Raw genomic sequence first — 23,387 nt, 5'->3', positions numbered from 1 at the left:
AATTTCTATACATTTATGCAGTCTTCTTGAACGCCAGCACCGAATGACCTGGTGGGCGATAACGGATATGACATCCATCTATCTCGTCATATTCCACATCAACCTCGACACCGAAAACACTGCTTATGCTGTCTGCACGCAACACCTCGCGTGGAGACCCCAGTGCTACGATTCGACCTTTGTTCATGATCGCAATGCGGTCGCAGAACATGGCCGCGTGGTTCAGATCATGCAAAGCTGCAACTACGGTCAACTGCTGACGCTTAACGAGATCAAGCAGGCCGATTTGATGACCAATATCGAGATGATTGGTCGGCTCATCCAGAAGCAGTATCTGTGGATCCTGTGCCAAAGCACGGGCAATGTGGACACGTTGACGTTCACCGCCTGAGAGCGTGTGCCAGTACCGATCTGCGAGATGTGCCATATCGACATTGGTCAAAGCGCGTTCAACGATGGCATCGTCCAGCTCGGTCCATGGAGACAAAGCACCGAGATATGGCGTACGCCCAAGTTCCACCGCCTGCCTTGCGGTGATACGCTCTGTCGTTCCTGCCTGTTGTTCAACCAGTGCCAGCTTGCGCGCGATCTCACGCCTATTAAACTTCTGTATAGGAGTTCCGCAAAGCTTCACTTCGCCGGAGCGGCATCGCCGCACGCCGGACAGCAGAGACAGAAAACTCGTTTTTCCCGAACCGTTGGGGCCAATAATACCGAGGAATTCTCCCTCTTTCACATCGAGCGAAACATCCCGCAGAATTTCAACACCTCCTGCAGACCAGGAAATATTGGTCGTCGAAAGCATCATGATTGCGCCCTCCTCTGTCCAAGCAACAACGCAAAGGCAGGTGCACCAACCAAGGCTGTTATGACTCCGATAGGCAAAACCTGACCGGGAATGATGATACGAGACACAATGTCAGCCAATATCATGAAGATTGCGCCGATGAGTGCTGCCGCAGGCAACAACCTGCCATGACGAACGCCGACCAACATGCGAGCCGCATGTGGAATGACCAGACCAATAAAGCCGATGGAGCCAACAATCGATACCATCACAGCTGTCATCATGGCACTCACACCAATCAGAACAGCATAAACCCGCCGAACCGGGATACCGAGTGAAGCGGCAGATTCCGAACCAAAGGTGAAAGCGTCTAATGCACGAGAATGCCAGAGGCATATCACGAGCCCCACCATGCAGGCTGGTAGCGCAAGCGCAACATCTGGCCAGCGGACACCTGAAAGATTGCCCAGTAGCCAGAACATAATGCCGCGCGCCTGCTCAGCATTTGCCGCTTTCGTCACAATGAGGGATGTCAGCGCATTGAAAAGCTGTGAACCAGCAATACCTGCAAGAATGATCGCACTGTTGCCGCGCCCTGCCCGCAAAGCGAGCAGGGAAACCAGAACGAAGGCGACAATCGCACCAATAAACGCTCCCACTGACAGTGACAGCACTCCAGCACCAATCCCAAGGATTGCAACGCCGACCGCCCCTGTAGATGCACCAGCAGAAATACCCAGAATATAGGGATCAGCCAGCGAATTACGGAGAAGCGATTGCAGTACCACACCCGACAAGGCCAGCGCCGCGCCACAACAAGCTGCGACGACCGCCCGGCTTAAGCGATAGCTCCACACAATACCTTCATCAATTGGCGCAAGTGGATAACCAGCATTCCAGACGCGGTTGGCAATGGTTTTCGCCACCACGTCCAGAGGTATGGCAGTTTCGCCAATGGCAGCACCCAGCCATAAGGCCACGCAGAGCAAGACGAGCGCAAGCACTCCCAGGAGCACTCGGGCGCTCATCTTACTTTGCAACGAAATACCCGCTGTGGCTGCCCTTGACGTCACTTGTTCAGGTCCGACCCGGCAATATCGGCGGCCAGCGCTTCAATGCCTTCGATAACTCTCAGTGATGTACTCATCGACTGGGCATCGATATCGAACACATATCCGCCTTTAACAGCAGGCATCAGCTTCGTCACCGGATCGGTATCGAGGAACTGATGTTTGACGGCAATATCGTCGGCAGGATAACGGCGGCGATCCAGCTTGGCTGCAACGATCATCGATGGGCCGGACTTGGCGATTGTTTCCCAGCCCACGGCTGGCCATTCCTCTTCGCTCTTAATCACATTCGCAATGCCTAGCGCAGAAAGAATATAAGCAGGAGCACCGAACTTGCCCGCCACGTAAGGATCGGCGTCTACCTGTGTGCTGGAGAACCATGCAACCGCAGAGAGCTTGCCATCAGCTGAACCTATTTTCTTACGAGCCGCGTCTTCACGTGCCTTTAAGTCAGCGATCAATTTTTCACCGCGATCCTGCACATTGAATATCTGAGCCAGTTCGCCGATTTCCTGATAGACGATATTCATCGTGAATGGCGCCGTGCGAACACCATCACCGCCGCCGGAATTATCCTTGCCAACGCAGTCAGAGGGTGAAGTGTAGGCAGAAATACCCAGTTCTTCGAATTGTTCCGGCTTGGCGACAATACCCATCGGACCAACATGCCACTGGAAATCTGCTGTAACGATGTCGGGCTTTTGCGCCAGCACACTCTCGAAACTCGGATCATTATCAGCCAGACGCTTTACCTTGGCGTTCACATCCTCAAAGCCTTTGAGGACAGGTCCGAACCATACCGCCGTACCCACAACCTTGTCGCCAAGGCCGAGACTGTAGAGGATTTCGGTGCTGCTCTGCCCGACGGCAACTGCCCGCTCCGGCACATGTTTGAAGATAACATCACGACCGCAGTTTTTAAGCGTGAGCGGGTACTGCGTTTCGGCTGCCTGTACAGCAAAACCAGTTGCAAAAAGAGTGACGGCACCTAAAAGCGCGCCAAAAGGCACTTGGCCTGAAAGTTTCATTTAAATCCCCGAAATGACATGAGAAAAAGCCGCATCAAACGGCGGAAGCGATCCGGCGCGTGAAGTAGCCTGACATATCCGGGGATATGAATGACAATGGGAAGCGACGTCTTGCGACGTGAAAAGCTGTCATAACCAACTCCTGCTCCGGGCATCCCCGCCCGTGACAATGGACTACGTTAGACGGCAGGTCTCCTGGCTCACGAATATTCGCTGTTCACCTGCCTTCCCGAGCCTTCTGAAGCGGGCTCAGTGACATGACGCTTTTGGCGTCACAAGGATGAACGGCAATTCGCTTACAGTTGCGGGGGCAGCCACGGTTTTGGTCCCTTTTGGGTCGTCCTCACCGTGTTCCCTATTAATCCCCTTCGCTCTCGGTCGGGGAACCGTCGTAACTGTATTACAATCTGGCATAATACGCGTCAAGCTAAGTCAGACGCTTATTCGGCTATATACAAGTCCGCATTAGACTTTTTTGGCAGCGTAGTATTTTCGGAAAATTCAGAAGCCTCGCAGGATTTGATCCGCAGTGAGATGCTCACGATACATGAAATACAAATGCTGATATTTATCCCTATTGATCGGGATCAATGAGACTCGGACGGACAGCTGACAAGCTGAACTTCATCAGATGAAGGAGAACATCATGTCCAATACACCACACACTCTGGGCGAGGAATTTCCAGGAAAATTAGTAGCTATTCATGCATTGAAGGCTGCCGACCCACGCTTTGCCCGTATCCTTGAAGAGTATGATGCAGTTAACGACCGTATCCATCGTGCGGAAACCAAAATCGAACCCATCAGCCAGGAAGAAGAAACAATCCTGCGCAAGCAACGGCTCGCACTGAAGGACACTATCGAGCAGGCCCTCGCGCCGATTTGAGCTGAATCCTATCAGCGAACCAATCAACCCGGCTCACTGTTGTCGGAAGCAACTTTTTGCTCCAGTTTGCCAACAAGGATCAGCATGGCGACAGCAATAACTGTCGCCATGATGGCAATATGCCAAAGCCCCAGGCCACTTGCCAATCCGATGGCCGCTGCGAGCCACATACCTGCACCAGTAGTTATGCCGGTAATCTTGCCTTTGGCGAAAATGATGAAACCCGCAGCGAGAAATGCGACGCCGCTTGTGATCGCCTCAACCAGACGCGATGGGTCCATTCGGATGTTTTGATCATCAAAAACAGGGACATTCACCAGTTCAAGTGAGACGATAGTGAACGTTGCCGAAGCCAAACAGACCATCATATGGGTCTTCAAACCCGCAGGCCGCTGTCGCCATTCGCGTTCAAGCCCGATAATGGCGCCAAGCAGCGTTGCCAGCAGCATACGCGCCAGAACGACTGGCAGACTTATGAGATTATCATGCGTGAATTCGGCCCAGAATTGCTCCATTTTCGTCAACGGAGATAAGCTGCTTTTGTTCCAGCTTAGCTGGTTTAAAAGCTTTCCAGCACCATATTGTTAGAGCGCACTACTGGGCAGATGCTGGTGGAACAGATTCTGTTGCTGCCGGTGGCACCGAGCCTTCGCTGTTCGAAGGGACGTCAGGTGCAATGACATTACCGAAAACTTCGACCAGAAACCAAACTACGACTGCGGCGGCAAGACTCACCAGCAAGATAATCAGAACCGGTTTGCCCTCTCGGCCCTGCCGTGCTTCACGCGGACTGACCTGTTTCATGGATCAACACCTCCTGTTTATCTCCATACCCGTTAGACCAATGATCGGTGGCCGGATTGGTTCCAAACGCAACAGGCATCAGCAGAAATATCCATAAATCTTTGCTGTTTCAATATCTTAAGAACAGGCGGATTTCCAAACATCCGCGAATTCGTCGGTGTCGTCTTCAGTGAAAGCACCTATGCTTTTACCGGCTCCCATATAGCGTTTGCTGCCGGTATAGCCGCCAAAGCTGTCCTTCGATTTCACTTTCCCACATACGACCGGAGAGCCAGATTTATAGGATACATATTCATCACTGAACTCGGCGCTGGCAGGGTCTTTCAAACCTTCGAGAAGCAGCTGTTGATTTTCCTGTATCCAAAGGATTTCTTTTTCCTTGGATAGTGTTTCAGCCTTCGCAGGCATCGTCCAGACTGGTGCCACAGACAACAAAAACACAGCGACTTTCAACTTCATATCAATTTTCACCAACGGCCCCATCATCCATCCTGCTCCCCTAACAACTGTGCCGATAGATATATGCAACTCGGGGAAAAATGGAATTGGTCTTTCGGGATATGAGATTTCCGGCAGGAACTCCATTCGTAATATTGTAAATTCGAGATCAAACACTTGATCGAACGCACGCGTGGCGCAGAATGTGGCGCAACAATCCGAGGGCACGTAAGAGATATCACTTACGATCTTATTTTATACAACAATTACAATGTAATAAGGGGAGAAATGGTACGGACGGGTGGATTCGAACCACCGACCTCAGGAGCCACAATCCTGCGCTCTAACCAACTGAGCTACGACCGCGTACCTAATTCTCAACGAACTCGCATATGGTGTCCGTCGACAGGGGGTCACATACGGAGAATCGATCCACATTGCAAGTGATTACAATGATCTTTTTTGAAGAAATCCACGTTTGTGAGCCAAAGCAGCCCATTCGTTAAAATTCGATGGGTTTTGATTACCATGTTTTATGCATGCCTGTGCACAAAGCTGGATAATGCACCAACACATAAAATTGCCGCACCCGCATTAACTAATGGAACAGAAAATGAGGTCCATATCGAATGGGAATATGGACCCGAACCCGCAAGAAGCTTATTAACAGGTCGTTAAAAGCACTTCAGGTGATCGGAAGAACAGGTAAAGGACAGGTATGTCAGGATCATACCCCTTCATTGACATTGCCGCGCAGGATCATATCCGCGAAGGTTTTGCCAAGGGCGATGCGCAGCTCGTGCTGACGCGCGACCTGTCGACAGTTTTATGGATCAACGGTCCCGGAGCCAGGCTATTTGGTTTTGAACGTATTGAAGACGTCATCGGAGACGAACTCGATCTGCCAATTGCTACCCGCCGTCAAATCATGGGTTCAAGCGGCGAAGCAAATATCGCCCCGCGCATCGTTGCTGTCCGTCTTGGCTCTGGCATGCGTTCTGAACTTACTCGCCTTCAAGTTTCTCACCTGACGATGCCTGACGGGATCAATGCCCTGTTGCTCGCGGTAGAGAAACCGAACGCTACCGTCGGAGATATCATTTTTGGTCTCGGAGATAACGCGACACATGTGGCGCTGATCGACGCTGACGCTAAGGTGATCGCTTCAAGCCCTCGCTTTGCGACACTCGATATTTCTGCGTCAACGCTTGAAGACCTCATCGTTGAAGCAGGCGACGCCAGCGACCGGGTCGTCAAACGCCGCATTCGTGCAGGCAAGAGCTCCGTTCCGGGTGCAGTTGCACGGCTTACTGATAATCCGGCCTTACATCTTATCTGCATTGCTGGAGAAGCAGTCATTACACCTGCAAAGCCAGATAATGCGGAAACAGTATCTGCACCATTAGGCGAAGCCGTCGTAAATCACGATGATATTTCGGCGACGAGCACCAAGCCGAAAAGCTTTGTCTTTGATCGCAACGGGCCTCCCGCCCGTTTTATCTGGAAGACGGACGCAGCTGGAACATTTACAGAAGTCTCGCCGGAACTTGGCATCATCATCGGTCCCAATGCTGCTGATGTGATTGGCAGACGCTTTGCCGAAGTAGCCAATGTATTTGGCTTTGATACAGATGGCAGCATAGGCTCGCTTCTGGAAAAGCGAGATACATGGTCTGGTAAAAAGTTACTCTGGCCCGTGGAAGGCACAAGCCTCCGAGTGCCCGTAGAGCTTGCCGCCCTGCCCGTTTATTCGCGTGATCGTGAATTCATCGGCTTCCGCGGATTTGGTCTGGTGCGCCCTGAGGATGCAGAAGAAGATCCCGAAACAATCGGTCTTGTCCTTGCTGGAGGCATTCCACAGAAGCGCGATACCGCGCCCACTGTACAGGAAATGTTGAGCGCAGATGGTGATGACGATGTGTTGGCGCTTTCTGAAGAAGTTGCCAATGACGATCGTCCTGACGCCGAGCATCAAGTCACCGATGCATCGACGTTGCCCTTTGAACTGACACCTAACCCGGGTCGCCGTGAGTCCGATAAGGTCATTGAGCTTCTCAATGCCGCCGCACGCGAAAAAGTGGAAGCCGATCAGGCAAAACACTTCAAAGGCAAAGAACAACGCCCTGAAGGTGGGTTGACGACGACTGAGCGCAATGCGTTTCGAGAAATTGCTGATCGTCTGCGCAAGCAGGGGCTGGCCAATTCTCGTCAGGATGGCGACACCCCGCCCGAGAAGCCTGTAGAAAAGATTGAGCAGCAGCCAGTAGCGGAGCGTGCCGCACCCGTTGCAATCGCGTCTGAAAATCTGCCAGCGGTGGATGATAAGCCACAAACTGCAAAGCCAGATCAGAAGCACCGTGCAGATGAAACGGCACTGCTCTCCAACCTGCCTATCCCTGTCATCATCCATTCGGGTGACGAAATTCATTATGTTAATCAGGCACTTCTCGACCTGACAGGCTACGAAGCACTGGAAGACATTCATAATGCTGGTGGTGTCGAGGCATTGTTCAACAGCGACAGCGATGAAAGCGGCAGTCCTCAAGGCATGGTGCTGCGTCGGGCAGACGGCCGTGAAGAGCCAGTGGACGCGCATTTGAATGCAATTGGCTGGCGCGATGGTCGTGCGCTTATGTTAAGCCTTATGCCCGTTACTCATAGTGCTGTTGAAGTCAAAGCTCCTGAAAAGGCCGAAATTACTGGCGAAGACAATGCTGAAAAGCAGGCGCTTAAAGCGCAGGTTGAAGAACTCAAAATCATTCTCGACACCGCAACAGATGGCGTAGTGTTGATTGATCCGGAAGGTCGCATTCGTTCAATGAACCATTCGGCGGCGGCGCTTTTCGGTTATGACCGAACCGACACCGAAGGCAAGTTTTTCTCCATGCTGTTTGCAATTGAGAGCCAGCGCGCAGCGATGGACTACTTGCACGGCCTATCCGATAACGGTGTTCTCAGCGTACTGAATGACGGCAGAGAAGTGATTGGCCGTGAAGCTCAAGGTGGGTTCATTCCCCTCTTCATGACTATGGGCAAGCTTCCGCACACGAGCGGTTTCTGCGCTGTTCTACGCGACATCACGCAATGGAAGCGGACTGAAGAAGAACTGACAAATGCGCGCAAGGAAGCTGAACGCGCGTCTAACCAGAAAACTGACTTCCTGGCCCGGATTAGCCATGAGATTCGCACGCCACTAAATGCGATCATCGGCTTTTCCGAATTGATGGCAGACGAGAAATTCGGCTCGATAGGCAATGATCGCTATCGCGATTATCTGCGTGACATCAACCGTTCAGGCAATCATGTGCTGGCGCTCGTCAATGACTTGCTCGACATTTCCAAAATCGAAGCTGGCGCACTCGATATGCAATTTGAAGCGGTTTCGCTCAATGATGCGATCGGCGAGGCCATTGCTCTGATGCAGCCTCAGGCTAACCGTGAGCGTGTCATTATCCGCTCGAGCTTCCAGTCAAACCTGCCCGATATCGTCGCCGATGCACGTTCGATAAAGCAGGTGGCACTCAACTTGCTGTCTAATGCCGTTCGCTTCACGGCAACGGGCGGGCAGGTCATCGTCTCAACCAATTATGAGTTGAACGGCGATGTCGTCATGCGTGTACGTGATACAGGTGTTGGCATGACAAAGGCTGAAGTCGAACAGGCCTTGAAGCCTTTCCGCCAGGTCAACACCATGCAGCGCAGACAGACGGAAAGCGCAAAAGACTGGCGCAATGAAGGTACAGGCTTGGGCCTGCCGCTTACAAAGGCAATGGTCGAAGCGAACCGTGCGCAGTTTGCGATAGATTCGACCCCGGGTCGTGGCACCGTGGTGGAAATCGTCTTTCCGCCTACCCGTGTTCTCGCAGATTAACAGTATTAAGCCCTCCTCTCGGAGGGCTTTTTACATACAAACCAAAAAAACGCCGGTAAGAACCGGCGTTGGAGAATCTCAGAGACAAAGAGACACAAAAGCAATCGCGAATGAGGGCCTGACGGCGGCTCGATCATTACTCAGTGTTGCACTTTTTATGACGCATAGCCGGTTAATCGGTCGTTAAAACTACGGTTCAGAATTTAGACATTGGAAACTCCTGTAAAATCAGGGTTAATTTCCAAGGAACAATTGTTTAACCATATGTCAGAATCAACGCGGACGGCTTTGCTTTGCCACAGTGCTGGTTTAGATTACAGAATATGTCTCACTGATAGGATGGTTGATGCGCTGGCCCAGATTTACGCGCCTTATTGTTGCGATCATCATTCTTAGCGCGGCAGCCGTGGCAACACTGCTGGCCCTTATACCTTTTATCGTCTCAACAGATTCAATCCGCATTCGCGTGGCGCAGGAAATCAGCGCATGGACTGGCTATAGTGTCGAACTACGCGAAGCACCACGTCTGCGCGTATTTCCGGTTTTGCGTGCGTCTCTTGAAGGCGTGACACTCAGCAAACTCTCCGAACAAGGTGCCAAGCCATTCATGAGCGCCAGCCGGATCGAGGTCGAGCTGTCCCCGCTTGATGCATTGATGGGTCGTTTATCCTTTTCAGAAACACAGATTGTCCGACCACATTTCAACATTGGTGGTCCGGTCGATAATTTCTCCGGCCTGCTCGATGCCATTGCAAGTTCCAACGGACGTCTTGGCACAGCGATCCGTGCCCAGCGTGCATTGCAGCAGAACGGGGCAAACGACAAAACGCTTGCTGCACAACAGGCTTCGCAGCCTTTCGGTCGCGTTGTGATCCGTGACGGTACAATTTCGTTCAATCATCCGGATTCCGAAGAGGAGCCGAAAGAAGATCAACAGATTACCAAGCTGAACGCCACACTTGAATGGCCGCGCACCTCCAGTGCCGCAACGCTGCGTGGCAGCGCACTATGGCGCGGAGAAAATACGCAGTTTAACCTGACAGCAGCGCAGGCTCTGCCGCTCCTCGCTGGCGGCACATCCGATGTTACTGCGAGCTTCACGTCCAATCCTGTCAATGTGACCTTTGAGGGCAAGGCCAACATTTCCAGCAACCGCTTCTTTGAAGGCGCGTTGAGTGCCAAAACACCCTCCTTAAGTAGTGCGGTGCGCTGGCTTGGATTGCCACCTGTTGCAGGCAGCACTGAAGTTGGCGTCTTTTCACTCGATTCAACGATCACCTCAACACCTCTTCGATTGAAATTCGATAATGTCGAAATGACCACAGATGAAAGCCCGGCCAAGGGCGTCATCGAAATCGGATTTGAACAAGATACGCCTGCCGTGACCGGAACGCTTGCCTTTGATAAGCTTGATCTGCGTCGACTGTTTTCCATCTTCGTGCCTTTGCCTAACAATCAGCCTCGTTCGCCGAGTGAGCGCGATCAAAGCGGGCAAGACAATATTGATACGAGCTTTATCGATCGCGCTGAACTCGATCTGCGCCTTTCGGCACAAACGGCTAGCGCCGGCCCTGTATCCATGACGGGTGTCGCTGCGGCTGTGCAGATCAGAGGGGGCCGCGCTATGTTTGATATTGGTGATGCCAAAGCATTTAACGGCATCCTGCAAGCCAATCTCCAGATCGTTCGCGATCTCAAAACGGCCACCGGAGAACTTCGTTTCAACGCATCAGACATTGATAGCTCTCAACTCTTCGCAGCCCTCGGTTTTGACAAGCCATTCGTCAACGGCAAAGGCAATGTCTCGCTATTCATGAAAGGCCCCGCCAATCGCTGGTCAGCACTGTTGACCGGTGCACAGGGTAACGTTTCTGTGCAACTCAACAATGGCCAGATGCAGGGTTTCTCAGTTCAGGACTTTCTGACCAAGGCTCAGAGCCAGGGCTTCTTCGCACTTGAACGGCAGGAAAATGTTTCGCTCGCCTTCAATCGGCTCGATCTTAAGGCCAACCTCTCGGATGGCGTAGCGACACTCGAAAATGCTCGCCTCGGAACCACCGATGGCACTCTTAATCTCGCTGGTATTGTTCCGTTCGTTGATCGCAGTCTGGCACTCAGTGGCGAAGTGATCTTCCCTGACAGCCAACCACAGCAGCAGCCGGAGAACACAGACGGAAAACAGACCGAAGCGACGCCCACCAAGCCACCATTGCATTTCTTCGTAGGCGGCTCATGGGATCGGCCCTTCATCTCCCCATCAACGACAGGAAGTGCAACGGGGCAGTAAACCGCCCCGTTCTTTAACGGTTTAGCCCAATCTGAATGCGGCTTGCTCATCGCGGCGGCGTTGAACTTCCCGGCGTTTGTTAACGACTGAAGCAATGATAACACCCGTCGTCACCAGCGCGATGAGTATCGTACAAACCGCATTGATTTCCGGTGTCACTCCAAGGCGAACCTGGCTGTAGATTTTCATCGGCAGCGTCGTTGCGCCCGGTCCAGATGTGAAGCTTGCAATCACCAGATCGTCGAGCGACAGCGTGAAGGCGAGCATCCAGCCCGAAACAACAGCAGGCAAAATCACCGGCAGAGTAATCTTCATAAACGTCGTCACAGGTGGTGCACCAAGGTCCTGTGCGGCTTCTTCCAAGGAATGATCAAAGCTTACAAGACGAGATTGCACGACAACGGCCACAAAACACATCGAGAATGTGATGTGCGCAAGCGTAACCGTCCAGAAACCACGGTCGAAATTCATCGCAACAAACAGAAGCAGCAGCGACAGACCCGTGATCACATCCGGCATCACCAGCGGCGCGTAAACCATCCCTGAAAACAGGATGCGCCCACGAAACCGGGTGTAACGGGTCAGCGCAAGCGCTGCCAGTGTGCCAAGCACGGTTGCAATGGTTGCCGATAGAAGACCGACGCGGATTGTCACCCATGCCGCATCCATCAGTGCCTGATTTCTGAAAAGCTCAACATACCATTTTGTCGAAAATCCTGCCCAGACAGTGACCAGACGGGATTCATTGAACGAGTAGATGACCAGCAGAACAATCGGCAGATAAAGGAAGGCGAAGCCAAATGCGACTGAGGCGATATTGAAACGGGACCAGTTATTGTTCATGGCCTATTTCCCCTTTTCCTGCTGACGCGCCTGTACTTGCTGAAAGATCACAATCGGTATGATCAGTATCAACAGAAGAACGACAGCGACTGCCGATGCAACCGGCCAGTCGCGGTTGGAGAAGAACTCACTCCAGATCGTCTTACCGATCATCAATGTCTGAGATCCACCCAGCAGGTCGGGGATAACAAACTCACCAACCGCAGGAATGAAGACAAGGAAGCAGCCTGCAAGAACGCCCGCAAGCGACAGAGGAAATGTAATCTTCCAGAAAGCCGCGATAGCAGTACAGCCAAGATCCTGTGCTGCTTCGATCAGCGAATAATCCATCTTTTCCAGAGATGAATAGATCGGCAAAATCATGAACGGCAAATAGGAATATACGATACCAATGTAAACTGCCGTATCGGTATTGAGAATGGTCAGCGGCGTATCGATGATGTTCAGCCACATTAAAAACTGATTGAGCAGGCCTTCTGGTTTCAGAATGCCAATCCACGCATAAACCCGGATCAGGAACGACGTCCAGAATGGCAAAATCACCAACATCAGGAGTGTTGGACGGATCGTTGATGGTGCGCGCGCAATGCCATAGGCCATCGGATAGCCGACAAGCAGCGCCAAAACGGTGGAAATGGCAGCAATCCGAACACTCGACAGATAAGCCTTGTAATAAAGCGGGTCATCAAGCAGCCATAAATAATTATCGAATGAAAGCTGTTTAACTTTTTCCCAGCTTTGCGCAAAAGTGCCAGCCCAATCAAAAGCTGGCATATAGGGCGGGATGGCCATCGTGACTTCAGACAGAGAAATCTTGAAGACGATGAAAAACGGAACCAGAAAGAAAAGCAGCAGCCAAAAATATGGCACTGCTATCACAAGGCGACTGGTTATGGAGGCGATGAGCTTTTGCATGCGCGTCCCCTCCTTAAGCCGTTAGCACCAGACCGGCATCGGTATCGAATGAGACCCAGACCCGATCATCATAGCCAAGTGGATTATCAGTCTTTCGCACGGCGTTGAGGCTTGCGGCCTTGATGGTTCGACCGTTTTCAAGACGCACATGGAAAACGGTCATATCGCCAAAATATGCGATGTCCCACAACTCACCCTCAACCGCATTGACCGACGCATCCTCTGGTTTGTCGCGGGTGATGCGGGTCTTTTCTGGCCGTACAGCATACCAGACCTTCTGGCCTGGATTGAGCTGTTCGCGGGTTTCGGTGTGAATATGAAAGCCGAACTTTTCAGTAGCGATTTCCGCCTCACCGTTGATAGCTTTCACGACCTCACCTTCAATGATGTTCACATTGCCGATAAAGTCAGCCACAAACTTTGAGCGTGGCGCTTCGTAGACTTCCGCAGGCGTTGCAACCTGCATGATACGGCCTTTGTCCATCACCGCGATACGGTCGGACATGGTCATGGCTTCTTCCTGATCATGGGTGACAACCATAAAGGTCATGCCAAGCTTGACCTGCAAATCCATCAACTCGAACTGCGTTTCTTCGCGCAACTTCTTGTCGAGCGCGCCAAGCGGCTCATCAAGCAGCAGAACCTTCGGACGTTTGGCAACGGAACGTGCAAGCGCCACACGCTGGCGCTGACCGCCTGAAAGCTGATGCGGCTTGCGCTTGCCGTATTGCTCGAGCTTTACCAGTTTGAGCATTTCAGCAACGCGCGCGTCGATTTCTGATTTCGCCATTCCGTCCTGTTTGAGACCGAAAGCGATATTGTTTTCAACGGTCATATGCGGAAACAATGCATAGGACTGGAACATCATGTTCACAGGGCGCTTATAAGGGGGAATGCCACGCATATCCTGTCCATCAAGCATAATGCGACCCGATGTTGGCTCTTCAAAGCCTGCAAGCATGCGCATAAGCGTTGTCTTGCCGCAGCCCGAAGCCCCCAGCAGTGCAAAGAATTCGCGATTGAAGACATTGACTGACAGATTATCGACGGCAGTAAAATCGCCGAATACCTTCGTCACATTCTCAAACGAAATATAAGGCTTCGCTGCCGGATCATTCCACGGTGCAAATTTGCGGCGAAAGCTGCCAAAAGATTCCATTCCGTTCCCCTATCGACTTATCAGGAACCCGATCCACAGACCGCAGCCTGCCACTAAAAACTCTTTGAAGACGTAGAGCACCGTACGCCCAACGGCGCATAAAGGACGCTCTGCGAATTTACACAGGCTGCATAATTTCACCTTAAATCGCTTATGGATTTAAGGAATTATGCAGCAGAGCGGCCCTCCTGCGTAAACAGTGAGCCGCTCCCAGATTTGTAACGGGCATGCCCGTATCGGCTAACAATAATAGCCGTCATATTATCCGACTGTTACTGGCCTGTGACGATCTTGGTCCAGGCACGCGTAACAACGCGCTGTACTTTGGTGTCGTATGGCGTTGGCACAAACAACTTCTTCAGAACATCAGCGCTTGGATAGATTGCCGGATCATCGAGAATTTCCTTGTCGATGAATTCCTGCGACGCCTTGTTGCCATTTGCATAGAATACGAAGTTCGACGCCTTCGCAGCCACTTCCGGACGCATGATATAATTCATGAATTCAAGCGCTTCCGGAACATTCTTTGCATCTGCTGGAATCGCCATCTGGTCAAACCACATCAGCGCGCCTTCCTTCGGAATCGAATAACCGATCTCTACGCCTTGCTTAGCTTTCTCAGCGCGGTCACGCGCCTGGAAAATATCACCCGAATAACCAACCGCCATGCAGATATCGCCGTTCGCCAGCGCATTGATATATTCTGACGAATGGAACTTACGGATATTTGGGCGGATTTTCAGATAAAGTTCCTGCGCCTTTTCCAGATCGTCTGGTGATGGCGAATTAGGATCAAGGCCGAGATAATTCAGAGCTGGACGCAGCATTTCGCTGGCCGAATCCAGAAGATAAATGCCGCAACCTTTCAGCTTCGCCGACTTTTCCGGATCAAAGAGTACATCCCACGAGTCGATCGTGTCCGTACCGAGCGCTTCCTTGATCTTGGCCTTGTTGTAGCCAATGCCGGTCGTGCCCCACATGTAGTTGATGGAGTATTCATTGCCCGGATCGTAGGTTGCAGCACGGGTAGAGATTTCGTCCCACATATTTTTGAGGTTCGGCAGCTTGTCCTTATCAAGCTTCAGGAACACGCCCGCAGGGATCTGGCGGCCAAGGAATTCACCTGATGGCACCACGAGATCGTAGCCGCTGCCGCCTGCGAGAAGCTTGGTTTCAAGAATCTCGTTGGAATCATAAACATCGTAAACGACCTTGATACCGGTTTCTTTGGTGAAATCCTTGAGGATCGAGTCGTCGATATAATCCGACCAGTTATAGATATTGACCACCCGCTCCTGCGCGCTTGCGGGAAATACGGCGGCAGCGACAAGGCCAGAGACCATCGTTGTCGCCAGAAGAAAGGATTTCATCCTCATCGCGTGCTCCATTCTGCACCGTCATTCCCGGCACAGCTCAAGGGTGGGTAAACTGTTTCAACTTCATACCTTTTTAGATTGTGTGCCATTCGTCAACAGGGTGATGACAAGACGAACACAAAAATTGGATATAAGCGCTTACAGATATTGAATGAAGCGGTGAGATTTCAGTTCTACTGGAAGTCAAAGGCAGACAATCCAGCCACCATTTCGTCAAGACCAAGCGGTCGGGTCAACGGTGGCTCAGCGCGTGTAATACAACCTTGACGCTCACAAAGACGACAGGCCGGGCCTATTTCCGTAATCGGAGCATTTCGCGCGCCATAAATGGTTTCTTCACCTGCGTCCTGAGAGCAGCCCAGGAGCACAGCCGTGCGCCGGGGACGTTCATTGAAAGCGCCCTGCGGGCCCTCAAGCGTTCGGGCTATGGTGAGAAAAGCTGAACCGTCTGGCAGGACTGCCGGTTCCACCAACACCTGCCCTGCCTGTGCGAAAGCAGCATAGACTGGCAGTTTCGGACATTGACCGCCAAAGCGGATCGGAAAGCCTTCAGCGCCAACCATCCGCAAGCGATTGCCTGCATGGTCAATTTCCAGCAGAAAAAATGGCAACGCGTTCGACCCTTGCCGTTGCAAGGTCGTCAACCGATTTGCAGCTTGCTGAAACGACACACCAAAACGCGAACGCAAAACATCGACATCGTAACGCGCACGGACAGCTGCATCGCGAAATTGCCTATAAGGCATCATGAGTGCCTGCGCAGCATAGCGTGCCAATTCAAACCGCGCGATGCGCTTCGCCTCCCCGGACGATAGTTTCAACCCTTCAGTTTCCGCACCGATCATCACCTGCATACGGATAAGTGCTGCCTCCATCGCAATTTCCTGCAATTGATCGAATGGCGACAGCCTTTCTGAAATAAACAACCGCTGCGAATGTCGGTCATAACGTCGACGCCAGTTTGGCATAGTGGCAACAGGCAGCGTGCGCACAGTAATACCATGCTCGCGCCGCAGCCATTCTTTCAATGCACTCGATAGATCACCATCGGGCTTCAATAAGGCGTAAAAGCTTTCCGCCTCCTCTTCGATGCGCGGATAATGATTTGACCGTCGTGCCATCACGTCGCGCACTTCATCAAGCGGCAAACGTGTTGCGGAGAGCTGCGCATCGCTGCCCTCATGAGAGAGCAATTGCGACAAATCTGAAAGACGCTGCTGCTGCTCACGATATGCGCGATAGAGTTTGACGATACCGCTCGCGGCGTTGGGCGCTGCCTCGCCAATTTCCACCAGTTCCTGATCGCCCGGCAGTTCACCAGTCAGAAGCGGGTCGGAAAATACTTCCTTCAGACCCGCAACCGTTGTGCCGCTTTCTGCCTGAAGGCTGTCGAGATCGAGCTTGTAAACGCTGGCGAGCTTCAAAAGAAGTTGCACGGTCAGCGGCCGCTGATTGCGCTCAATGAGATTGAGATAGGATGGTGAAATGCCAAGCGCTTCCGCCATAGACGTCTGCGTCAGGCCACGCTCGTTACGGATACGCCTGATGCGTGGTCCTGCAAATATCTTGCGTTCACTCATCAGGTCCTCCCAAACCAGAAGCAGCAATCTTTACAACTCATGACAAAATAGCTGCAATTATTGGCTTTGACAATATTTACAAATTTACAGACTAAGTCCGTCAAATATCGGACAGCATTACCTCAATTACATGCCGGTTTTATCGGTTTCTCTGGCTGATCAATCGCCACGTCTGTAAATCTAGTCACAGAAAGAGCGCCGACAAATTGCTCTTCCAGAACCAGCTTAAAGTGTGAGGAGACACCGACATGACAGATTTTTACAGCCTTATCCCTTCGGCACCAAAGGGCCGCTTTGACGGCATTAAGCGTGCGCATACAGCCGAAGACGTGAAGAGGCTGCGCGGTTCGGTGGAGATCAAATATTCACTCGCCGAGATGGGCGCCAGCCGTCTTTGGAAGCTGATCCATGAAGAAGACTTCGTTAATGCCCTCGGCGCGCTCTCCGGCAATCAGGCCATGCAGATGGTTCGTGCTGGTCTGAAGGCGATCTATCTTTCCGGTTGGCAGGTTGCAGCAGATGCCAACACGGCATCGAGCATGTATCCCGACCAGTCTCTTTACCCGGCAAACGCCGCACCAGAACTGGCCAAGCGTATCAACAAGACGTTGCAGCGCGCTGATCAGATCGAAACAGCGGAAGGCAAAGGCCTTTCGGTCGATACATGGTTTGCACCAATCGTTGCCGACGCGGAAGCAGGCTTCGGTGGACCGTTGAATGCTTTCGAGATCATGAAAGCCTTCATTGAGGCAGGCGCAGCGGGCGTTCATTATGAAGACCAGCTGGCATCAGAAAAGAAGTGCGGACATCTCGGTGGTAAGGTTCTGATCCCGACAGCGGCACATATCCGCAACCTCAATGCGGCACGTTTGGCTGCCGACGTCATGGGAACGGCAACGCTGGTTATCGCCCGCACAGATGCAGAAGCCGCCAAGCTTCTGACCTCGGATATCGATGAACGCGACCAACCTTTCGTTGATTACGATGCTGGCCGCACTGCGGAAGGCTTCTATCAGGTGAAAAATGGCATCGAGCCATGCATCGCCCGCGCGATTGCCTATGCGCCCTATTGTGATCTGATCTGGATGGAGACATCGAAGCCCGATCTTGAACAGGCCCGCCGCTTTGCTGAAGCTGTTCACAAGGAGCATCCCGGCAAGAAACTGGCTTACAACTGCTCACCGTCTTTCAACTGGAAGAAGAACCTCGACGACGCCACGATTGCCAAATTCCAGCGTGAGCTGGGCGCGATGGGGTACAAGTTCCAGTTCATCACGCTGGCCGGTTTCCACCAGCTAAACTTCGGCATGTTTGAGTTGGCGCGCGGTTACAAGGATCGTCAGATGGCGGCTTATTCCGAGTTGCAACAGGCTGAGTTTGCGGCGGAGGTCAATGGTTACACTGCGACCAAGCATCAGCGCGAAGTCGGTACCGGTTATTTCGATGCCGTGTCACTCGCAATCACCGGCGGGCAGTCTTCGACCACCGCTATGAAGGAATCGACAGAAACAGCACAGTTCCGCCCGGCTGCGGAATGATACCCAATTCTTAGAGTGCACTTTAATCTGAATAAATCAGATCGCACTCTAAGGCTTTGTTTAACGCGCATCTTGTCCGAAAACCGTTTCATACTTTTCGGGATGCGCTCCTTAGAGGAGAATAACCATGGCTTCGATTGCACGTGTTAAGGAAAGAGCAGAAGAGCAATCAACCTCAATGAGCACCGATCAGCAAAGCGCGATCCGTATGCTCGCTAATGATCTGCACCGTCTCAACCAGTCGGTCATGAATGCAGTTGAGGCCGGTGTTTCCGTTGAGCTGGTTCGATCGGCCCGCCATCATGGTGGTGAAGGCAACTGGGGCGACCTGCTCATCCCGGTTATCGTTACCCGAACCACATGATGGTGCTCATGATCTCTGCCTTCACCACCATGTTTCTGGCTTTTGTGTACCTACGGCAGCACGGGAATGGTGAAGGCAACTGGGGCGATCCGCTCATCCCGGTTATCGTTACCCGAAACTCATAGTGGTCTTCATCGCAATCACTGTCGCCACCATGCTTTTTACCTCCACAAGGGCTATGGCGACGGGAACAAACAAGCGTGAAAGCCTTCCACGGGCTGTTTCACACAGAGATCATATATTAGAACTTGATATACCAGTTCATTCATGTTGGACTGCCGCCACTGACCTCCCCGGCTGGCTCTGCCAGTCGGGTTCTTTTTTTACATCAGCAGATAATCTTTCGGCTGCGGCAGGTCTGGTAAATCTATTTCCCCCAAAGCTTCGCGCACATTGATCTCAATCGTATCAGCAATCGCGCCGATAGGTAGATCGTTGGGCAGCGTGCCGAACGGCTCTTCCAATTCATCGCCCAGCGCATCCAGCCCGAAGAAGGTATAAGCAACGAGCGTCGTCGCGAAAGGGGTCCCCCAACCGAGCGTGTCCGCAAAGCCGAAAGGAATGAAGAAGCAGAAAAGATAAGCCGTGCGATGCAGAAGCAAAGTGTAACCGAACGGTACGGGCGTAAAACGCAAGCGCTCGCTTGCAGCTTGCACTTCGGCAAGACTGTTCACCGTTTCATCGAGCGTCTGAAAATCAATCGGCTCAATACGCCCGGTTCCCCGCAACTCAGCGAGCGTCTCCCCGATCTTGCGAAGGATGAAGTCAGGCCCATTGCGGCTTGCATCAAACGCCTTTTGTTCATCGGCAGAAAGCCATTTGTGTGATTTGATCTGACCGTCACCGGGTCGAAGATGCGGCACCATCGCTTGCGTGAAAGCAATCGCATAGTGCAGCAACTTTGTGCGTGCGCCTTCCGCTGCCTGCAGCCGATCCAGAAACATGGTCTGGCGGGCGAAACTGCGGGTGACATGCACCAGCTTACCCCACACTTTCCGCGCCTCCCACCAGCGGTCATAACAGGCATTGTTGCGAAAACCCAAAAAGATCGAGAGCGCGATACCCAATAGAGCAAAGGCCGTGCCGTTGTTGAATGCGGGCACCCATCCCGGAAAAGCACGATGCGCCCAAACCACGATAAGTGACAGCACGAACACTGCAAATATCTGCGGCATTATCCGCATGATGATGGAGCCCTTTAAAATGAAGAAGAGTTTCCATAAGGGTGGACGCGGGCGAACGATCATTTCAATGAATATCCCAGAAGTTTACGGGCCGTCCTTATAGCCTTTGCTCCTCCTCGCCAAGCATCGCAAGTTCTCCTCTCGATCAAATCTTGATACGTTCTTAACAATGTCGACGAATAAGAATGACAGCCATAATCGTTGCAAAGATGCAATCGGGAGCCATCATGTCTATTCAATCACTCATCGACACAGTCGCCGCCCAGGTCAATATCGATCAAGCTCTGGCGGAAAAACTGACCGGCTCGGTCTTCTCGGTATTACAGCACAGCACTCCCGAGATCGGCGAGAAAGTGTTTGCGCTTATACCGGAAGCCAAACCTCTGGCCGAAAGCCATGATGTGCTTCTGGCAGGAACAGGCGGTATTGCTGGAATATTCTCCGGACTGATGGATAGCATGGCCGGCGAAAAGATGAGCGCCCTGCTGAAAGCGTCCGCCAGCTTACGTTCAAGCGGCCTCTCCAGCGAACAAATTACAGAAGCGGGCAAACAGGTGTTTTTATATATCCGCGAGCGCGATCCCTATCTCGTGGATCAGCTGATCACCGCAGCACCTTCTATCAAAGGACATTTCGGTCTTTAGAACTGCATCTGATTCAATCGGATCGAAACGAACTCTAACGGATTGGCACGCCATCAGAAACATTCTGATGGCGTATGCCCATGACTATTTAAGGGTCTTTTCCAGTGTCACCCATTGTTCATCGCGCGTTATGGGCCCCAAGCCGCCTTTTCCCACTGGCATGTTCTTGTTGAGGCGGACGAATACCACCTTTTCATCGTTCTTCTCAGCCCATCCAACATACCAGCCGAACTGGCGGCGGCGATCCGGCTTACCTTTCGGGCCAGTCTCATATCCGGACCCTGTTTTGCCGTGGGCAGTCCAGCCATTTGAAAGCTCGTGTGTCGGAAGGATAGCCATCGTTTTGGTGGTGGCCACTTCCGAAAACGGCAGCTTTTGATTGACCATCTTCAAAAGAAAATCGACCTGCTCATTGGGCGAAATGGTCAGTGACGACGATATCCATGAACGCAAGAGGCCGTTATCCTTACCGGGATCGCCGCTCAGATCACGGTTGCCATAATTCAGCTCGTCTGTGTATTTCTGGAACTGTTCTTTCCCAAGTTTCCGGGTCAGTTCCTGCGAGAACCAGACCACCGACTGATCCTCCCAGTATGTCGGATCGACCGACTGCTTCCAAGACTCACGCCAAGCCGGATAACCTTCCTTATAAGGCCAGGATGGATTGTGACTGTCTTGCAATATGCCACTCTCAAAGCCCATCAGCGCAAGTGGCACTTTGAATGTCGAAGCGGGACTATTGCGCTTGTCGCAAATCTCACCCTCTTTAGCGATGACCTCTCCGCTCTTTGCATTGAGGATAATCATGCAGGTAAGCTTTTCGCCCGCAGCAAATGCCTGCCCCTGCAGAGCGAACATTGCAACCACTGTGCCGCTAGCCATTCCCAAAGCCGCTTTGATCGTTCTTTGCATCAAGAAAATCTCCAAATGAATGCACAGTGAAATACATTTCTCAAACATGGCGCCAACATTGCACAATGATGGCAATCCACACGTTTATCCCAAAGCTCTGATATGCTGCCACAAACGCTATTAGTGATGAGTGGCTGGCATCTTATGGGCTCAGCATAACCAGTTCATCACTCTTCGGGATTTAAATGTTCTTGTTGCTCAAAGGTCATTTGTCATTGTCGAGCGTCCCCGCTATCATGACGACATAAGAAATCATTTTTTGGTGTTGGATGTCTGCTGATACGACGGAAAAGAAGGTAACGCGCGCGCCGCGTCGCCGTACGCCTACTTATGTCAAAGCGCTTCGCGGCGTGAAAAACTGGAAGCAGGCCACAGAGTGGCTCGCATGGCGTGATATTGAAGACATCGAATGCATCACACCCGATCAGGCGGGCGTTGCCCGCGGCAAGATGATGCCGTCCAAGAAATTTACGTCCAATACATCGCTTGCCCTGCCTTCGGCAGTTTTCATGACGACTATTTCAGGTGATTACCCAGAAGACGGACACGGCTTTCAATACCCGGAAGATGACGGCGATCTGAAACTTCTGCCCGACCTTTCAACCCTTTGCACAGTGCCCTGGGAGTCGGATGCAACAGCGCAGGTCATTTGTGATCTCGTCTATCAGGATGGACGCGCAGTTGAATTCACTCCACGCAATGTGCTGCGTTCAGTTGTTGCCGCTTATCATAAACGTGGTCTCAAGCCAGTTGTCGCTCCGGAAATCGAGTTTTATCTCGTGCGCAAGAATCCAGACCCGGATTATCCGCTGACCCCTCCTGTGGGCCGTTCCGGTCGCGCGATTGGTGGCGGTCAGGGCTATTCGATTGCTGGCGTAAACGAATTCGATGAACTGATCGACGATATCTATCACTTCTCGGAAGGCCAAGGCCTTGAGATCGATACTCTGATCCACGAAGAAGGTGCTGGCCAGCTTGAAATCAACCTGCGCCATGGCGATCCGGTTGAGCTGGCTGATCAGGTCTTCATGTTCAAGCGCACGATCCGCGAAGCGGCTCTCAAGCACGACATGTACGCCACCTTCATGGCCAAGCCTATTCAGGGACAGCCGGGCTCAGCGATGCATATTCACCAGTCGATCGTCGACAAAAAGACGGGAAGAAACATCTTCTCCAATGAAGATGGCACGGAAAGCGAAGCCTTCCGTCACTTTATCGGCGGTATGCAGCGACATGTACCCAATGCGCTGGTTATGTTTGCGCCGTATGTGAATTCCTATCGTCGTCTGACGCCAGATGCCTCGGCTCCGGTAAACGTCAAATGGGGTTATGACAACCGCACCACAGCCTTCCGTGTTCCGCGTTCAGAACCGGGCGGCAGACGCGTTGAAAACCGCATTCCTTCCTCCGATGCCAATCCTTATCTGGCGCTGGCCGCATCGCTCGCCTGCGGTCTGATCGGACTGGTAAACAAGATCGAAGCAGATCAGCCTGCATCAACCAGTGTCAACACCAAGGAGATCGATCTGCCACGCGGCCTGATTGAAGCGGTGCAACTGTTTGAAAAAGATCAGGAATTGCGCAACCTGTTCGGCAGCTCGTTCGTAACCACCTATGCAGCGATCAAGCGTGCTGAATTTGAAACCTTCATGGAAGTCATCAGCCCGTGGGAACGTGAGTTCCTGCTGCTCAACGTCTGAC

General features: G+C 52.2%; 20 protein-coding genes, 1 tRNA gene and 1 riboswitch. Of the genes, 7 read left to right on the top strand and 14 right to left on the bottom strand.

The window, feature by feature from the left end:
- Positions 1-13: 13 nt before the first annotated feature.
- From CEV32_RS03300 to CEV32_RS03290, 3 genes are read right to left on the bottom strand one after another with little or no spacing between them, the layout of a single operon-like run.
- A complete protein-coding gene (locus tag CEV32_RS03300) occupies positions 14-808 on the bottom strand; it encodes an ABC transporter ATP-binding protein (protein ID WP_094574132.1) in 795 nt (264 codons plus the stop codon).
- The gene (locus CEV32_RS03295) at positions 805-1,860 is read right to left on the bottom strand and encodes a FecCD family ABC transporter permease (protein WP_094574130.1); all 1,056 of its coding nucleotides are present in this window, start codon (positions 1,858-1,860) and stop codon (positions 805-807) included. The genes CEV32_RS03300 and CEV32_RS03295 overlap by 4 nt, the downstream gene beginning before the upstream one ends.
- Complete coding sequence (locus tag CEV32_RS03290) at positions 1,857-2,885, bottom strand: ABC transporter substrate-binding protein (RefSeq protein WP_094574128.1); 1,029 nt, start codon at positions 2,883-2,885, stop codon at positions 1,857-1,859. The genes CEV32_RS03295 and CEV32_RS03290 overlap by 4 nt, the downstream gene beginning before the upstream one ends.
- Before the next feature lie 168 nt (positions 2,886-3,053).
- Positions 3,054-3,291: riboswitch (cobalamin riboswitch) on the bottom strand.
- A gap of 240 nt (positions 3,292-3,531) precedes the next feature.
- Here CEV32_RS03290 and CEV32_RS03285 point away from each other — a divergent pair.
- A complete protein-coding gene (locus CEV32_RS03285) occupies positions 3,532-3,771 on the top strand; it encodes a YdcH family protein (RefSeq protein WP_094574126.1) in 240 nt (79 codons plus the stop codon).
- 23 nt (positions 3,772-3,794) lie between these two features.
- On the opposite strand, the gene CEV32_RS03280 is transcribed toward CEV32_RS03285, so the two are convergent.
- The 4 genes from CEV32_RS03280 to CEV32_RS03265 form a co-directional block, all read right to left on the bottom strand.
- Positions 3,795-4,286 carry an MgtC/SapB family protein gene (locus CEV32_RS03280; RefSeq protein ID WP_094574123.1) on the bottom strand — a complete coding sequence of 164 codons (492 nt, stop codon included), beginning with the start codon at positions 4,284-4,286 and terminating at the stop codon, positions 3,795-3,797.
- Between the two features lie 79 nt (positions 4,287-4,365).
- Positions 4,366-4,575, bottom strand: a complete 210-nt coding sequence (locus CEV32_RS03275) for a hypothetical protein (RefSeq protein ID WP_094574121.1) — start codon at positions 4,573-4,575, stop codon at positions 4,366-4,368.
- 117 nt (positions 4,576-4,692) lie between these two features.
- Positions 4,693-5,190: a hypothetical protein gene (locus tag CEV32_RS03270; protein WP_143128783.1), complete on the bottom strand. Its 498-nt coding sequence runs from the start codon at positions 5,188-5,190 to the stop codon at positions 4,693-4,695.
- Between the two features lie 112 nt (positions 5,191-5,302).
- Positions 5,303-5,379: transfer RNA gene (locus CEV32_RS03265), tRNA-His, on the bottom strand.
- Between the two features lie 352 nt (positions 5,380-5,731).
- On the opposite strand from CEV32_RS03265, the gene pdhS reads away from it, so the two are divergent.
- Both pdhS and CEV32_RS03255 read left to right on the top strand, forming a co-directional pair.
- Positions 5,732-8,884 (top strand): cell-division control histidine kinase PdhS, encoded by a 3,153-nt coding sequence (pdhS, locus tag CEV32_RS03260; protein ID WP_094574116.1) that lies wholly within the window; start codon positions 5,732-5,734, stop codon positions 8,882-8,884.
- Positions 8,885-9,230: 346 nt separating this feature from the next.
- Complete coding sequence (locus CEV32_RS03255; RefSeq protein WP_094574114.1) at positions 9,231-11,171, top strand: AsmA family protein; 1,941 nt, start codon at positions 9,231-9,233, stop codon at positions 11,169-11,171.
- A 21-nt stretch (positions 11,172-11,192) separates the two neighbouring features.
- Here CEV32_RS03255 and CEV32_RS03250 read toward each other — a convergent pair whose 3' ends face one another.
- From CEV32_RS03250 to CEV32_RS03230, 5 genes are all read right to left on the bottom strand, one after another.
- On the bottom strand, positions 11,193-12,014 hold the full coding sequence (locus CEV32_RS03250) for an ABC transporter permease (protein ID WP_094574112.1): 822 nt from the start codon (positions 12,012-12,014) through the stop codon (positions 11,193-11,195).
- 3 nt (positions 12,015-12,017) lie between these two features.
- Positions 12,018-12,929, bottom strand: a complete 912-nt coding sequence (locus tag CEV32_RS03245; protein WP_094574110.1) for an ABC transporter permease subunit — start codon at positions 12,927-12,929, stop codon at positions 12,018-12,020.
- Positions 12,930-12,942: 13 nt separating this feature from the next.
- Complete coding sequence (locus CEV32_RS03240; RefSeq protein WP_094574108.1) at positions 12,943-14,088, bottom strand: ABC transporter ATP-binding protein; 1,146 nt, start codon at positions 14,086-14,088, stop codon at positions 12,943-12,945.
- Positions 14,089-14,360: 272 nt separating this feature from the next.
- Complete coding sequence (locus tag CEV32_RS03235; RefSeq protein WP_094574105.1) at positions 14,361-15,464, bottom strand: polyamine ABC transporter substrate-binding protein; 1,104 nt, start codon at positions 15,462-15,464, stop codon at positions 14,361-14,363.
- A gap of 173 nt (positions 15,465-15,637) precedes the next feature.
- Entirely contained in the window at positions 15,638-17,044 is a 1,407-nt protein-coding gene (locus tag CEV32_RS03230) for a helix-turn-helix domain-containing protein (RefSeq protein ID WP_094574103.1), read from the bottom strand.
- 248 nt (positions 17,045-17,292) lie between these two features.
- Here CEV32_RS03230 and aceA point away from each other — a divergent pair, with 248 nt between their 5' ends.
- Together aceA and CEV32_RS03220 are read left to right on the top strand one after the other, a co-directional pair.
- Positions 17,293-18,582 (top strand): isocitrate lyase, encoded by a 1,290-nt coding sequence (aceA, locus tag CEV32_RS03225; RefSeq protein WP_094574100.1) that lies wholly within the window; start codon positions 17,293-17,295, stop codon positions 18,580-18,582.
- Positions 18,583-18,709: 127 nt separating this feature from the next.
- On the top strand, positions 18,710-18,946 hold the full coding sequence (locus CEV32_RS03220; protein WP_094574098.1) for an SMc00767 family acetate metabolism repressor: 237 nt from the start codon (positions 18,710-18,712) through the stop codon (positions 18,944-18,946).
- Between the two features lie 323 nt (positions 18,947-19,269).
- Here the strand turns inward: CEV32_RS03220 and CEV32_RS03215 are convergent, their stop codons facing one another.
- Positions 19,270-20,193: a bestrophin family protein gene (locus CEV32_RS03215; RefSeq protein WP_094574096.1), complete on the bottom strand. Its 924-nt coding sequence runs from the start codon at positions 20,191-20,193 to the stop codon at positions 19,270-19,272.
- Positions 20,194-20,357: 164 nt separating this feature from the next.
- Between CEV32_RS03215 and CEV32_RS03210 the strand changes: the two genes are divergently transcribed.
- The gene (locus CEV32_RS03210; protein WP_094574469.1) at positions 20,358-20,774 is read left to right on the top strand and encodes a hypothetical protein; all 417 of its coding nucleotides are present in this window, start codon (positions 20,358-20,360) and stop codon (positions 20,772-20,774) included.
- An 84-nt stretch (positions 20,775-20,858) separates the two neighbouring features.
- Here the strand turns inward: CEV32_RS03210 and blaOXA are convergent, their stop codons facing one another.
- Positions 20,859-21,686 carry an OXA-919 family class D beta-lactamase gene (blaOXA, locus tag CEV32_RS03205; protein ID WP_094574094.1) on the bottom strand — a complete coding sequence of 276 codons (828 nt, stop codon included), beginning with the start codon at positions 21,684-21,686 and terminating at the stop codon, positions 20,859-20,861.
- A 269-nt stretch (positions 21,687-21,955) separates the two neighbouring features.
- Between blaOXA and CEV32_RS03200 the strand changes: the two genes are divergently transcribed.
- Positions 21,956-23,386, top strand: a complete 1,431-nt coding sequence (locus tag CEV32_RS03200) for a glutamine synthetase family protein (RefSeq protein WP_094574092.1) — start codon at positions 21,956-21,958, stop codon at positions 23,384-23,386.
- The last annotated feature ends 1 nt before the right edge of the window (position 23,387 follow it).

The sequence above is a fragment of the Brucella rhizosphaerae genome (genome assembly GCF_002252475.1).
Lineage (GTDB): Bacteria > Pseudomonadota > Alphaproteobacteria > Rhizobiales > Rhizobiaceae > Brucella > Brucella rhizosphaerae.
The sequence above is the reverse complement of the archived record's forward strand: the minus strand, read 5'-3'. Positions and strand labels throughout refer to the sequence as shown.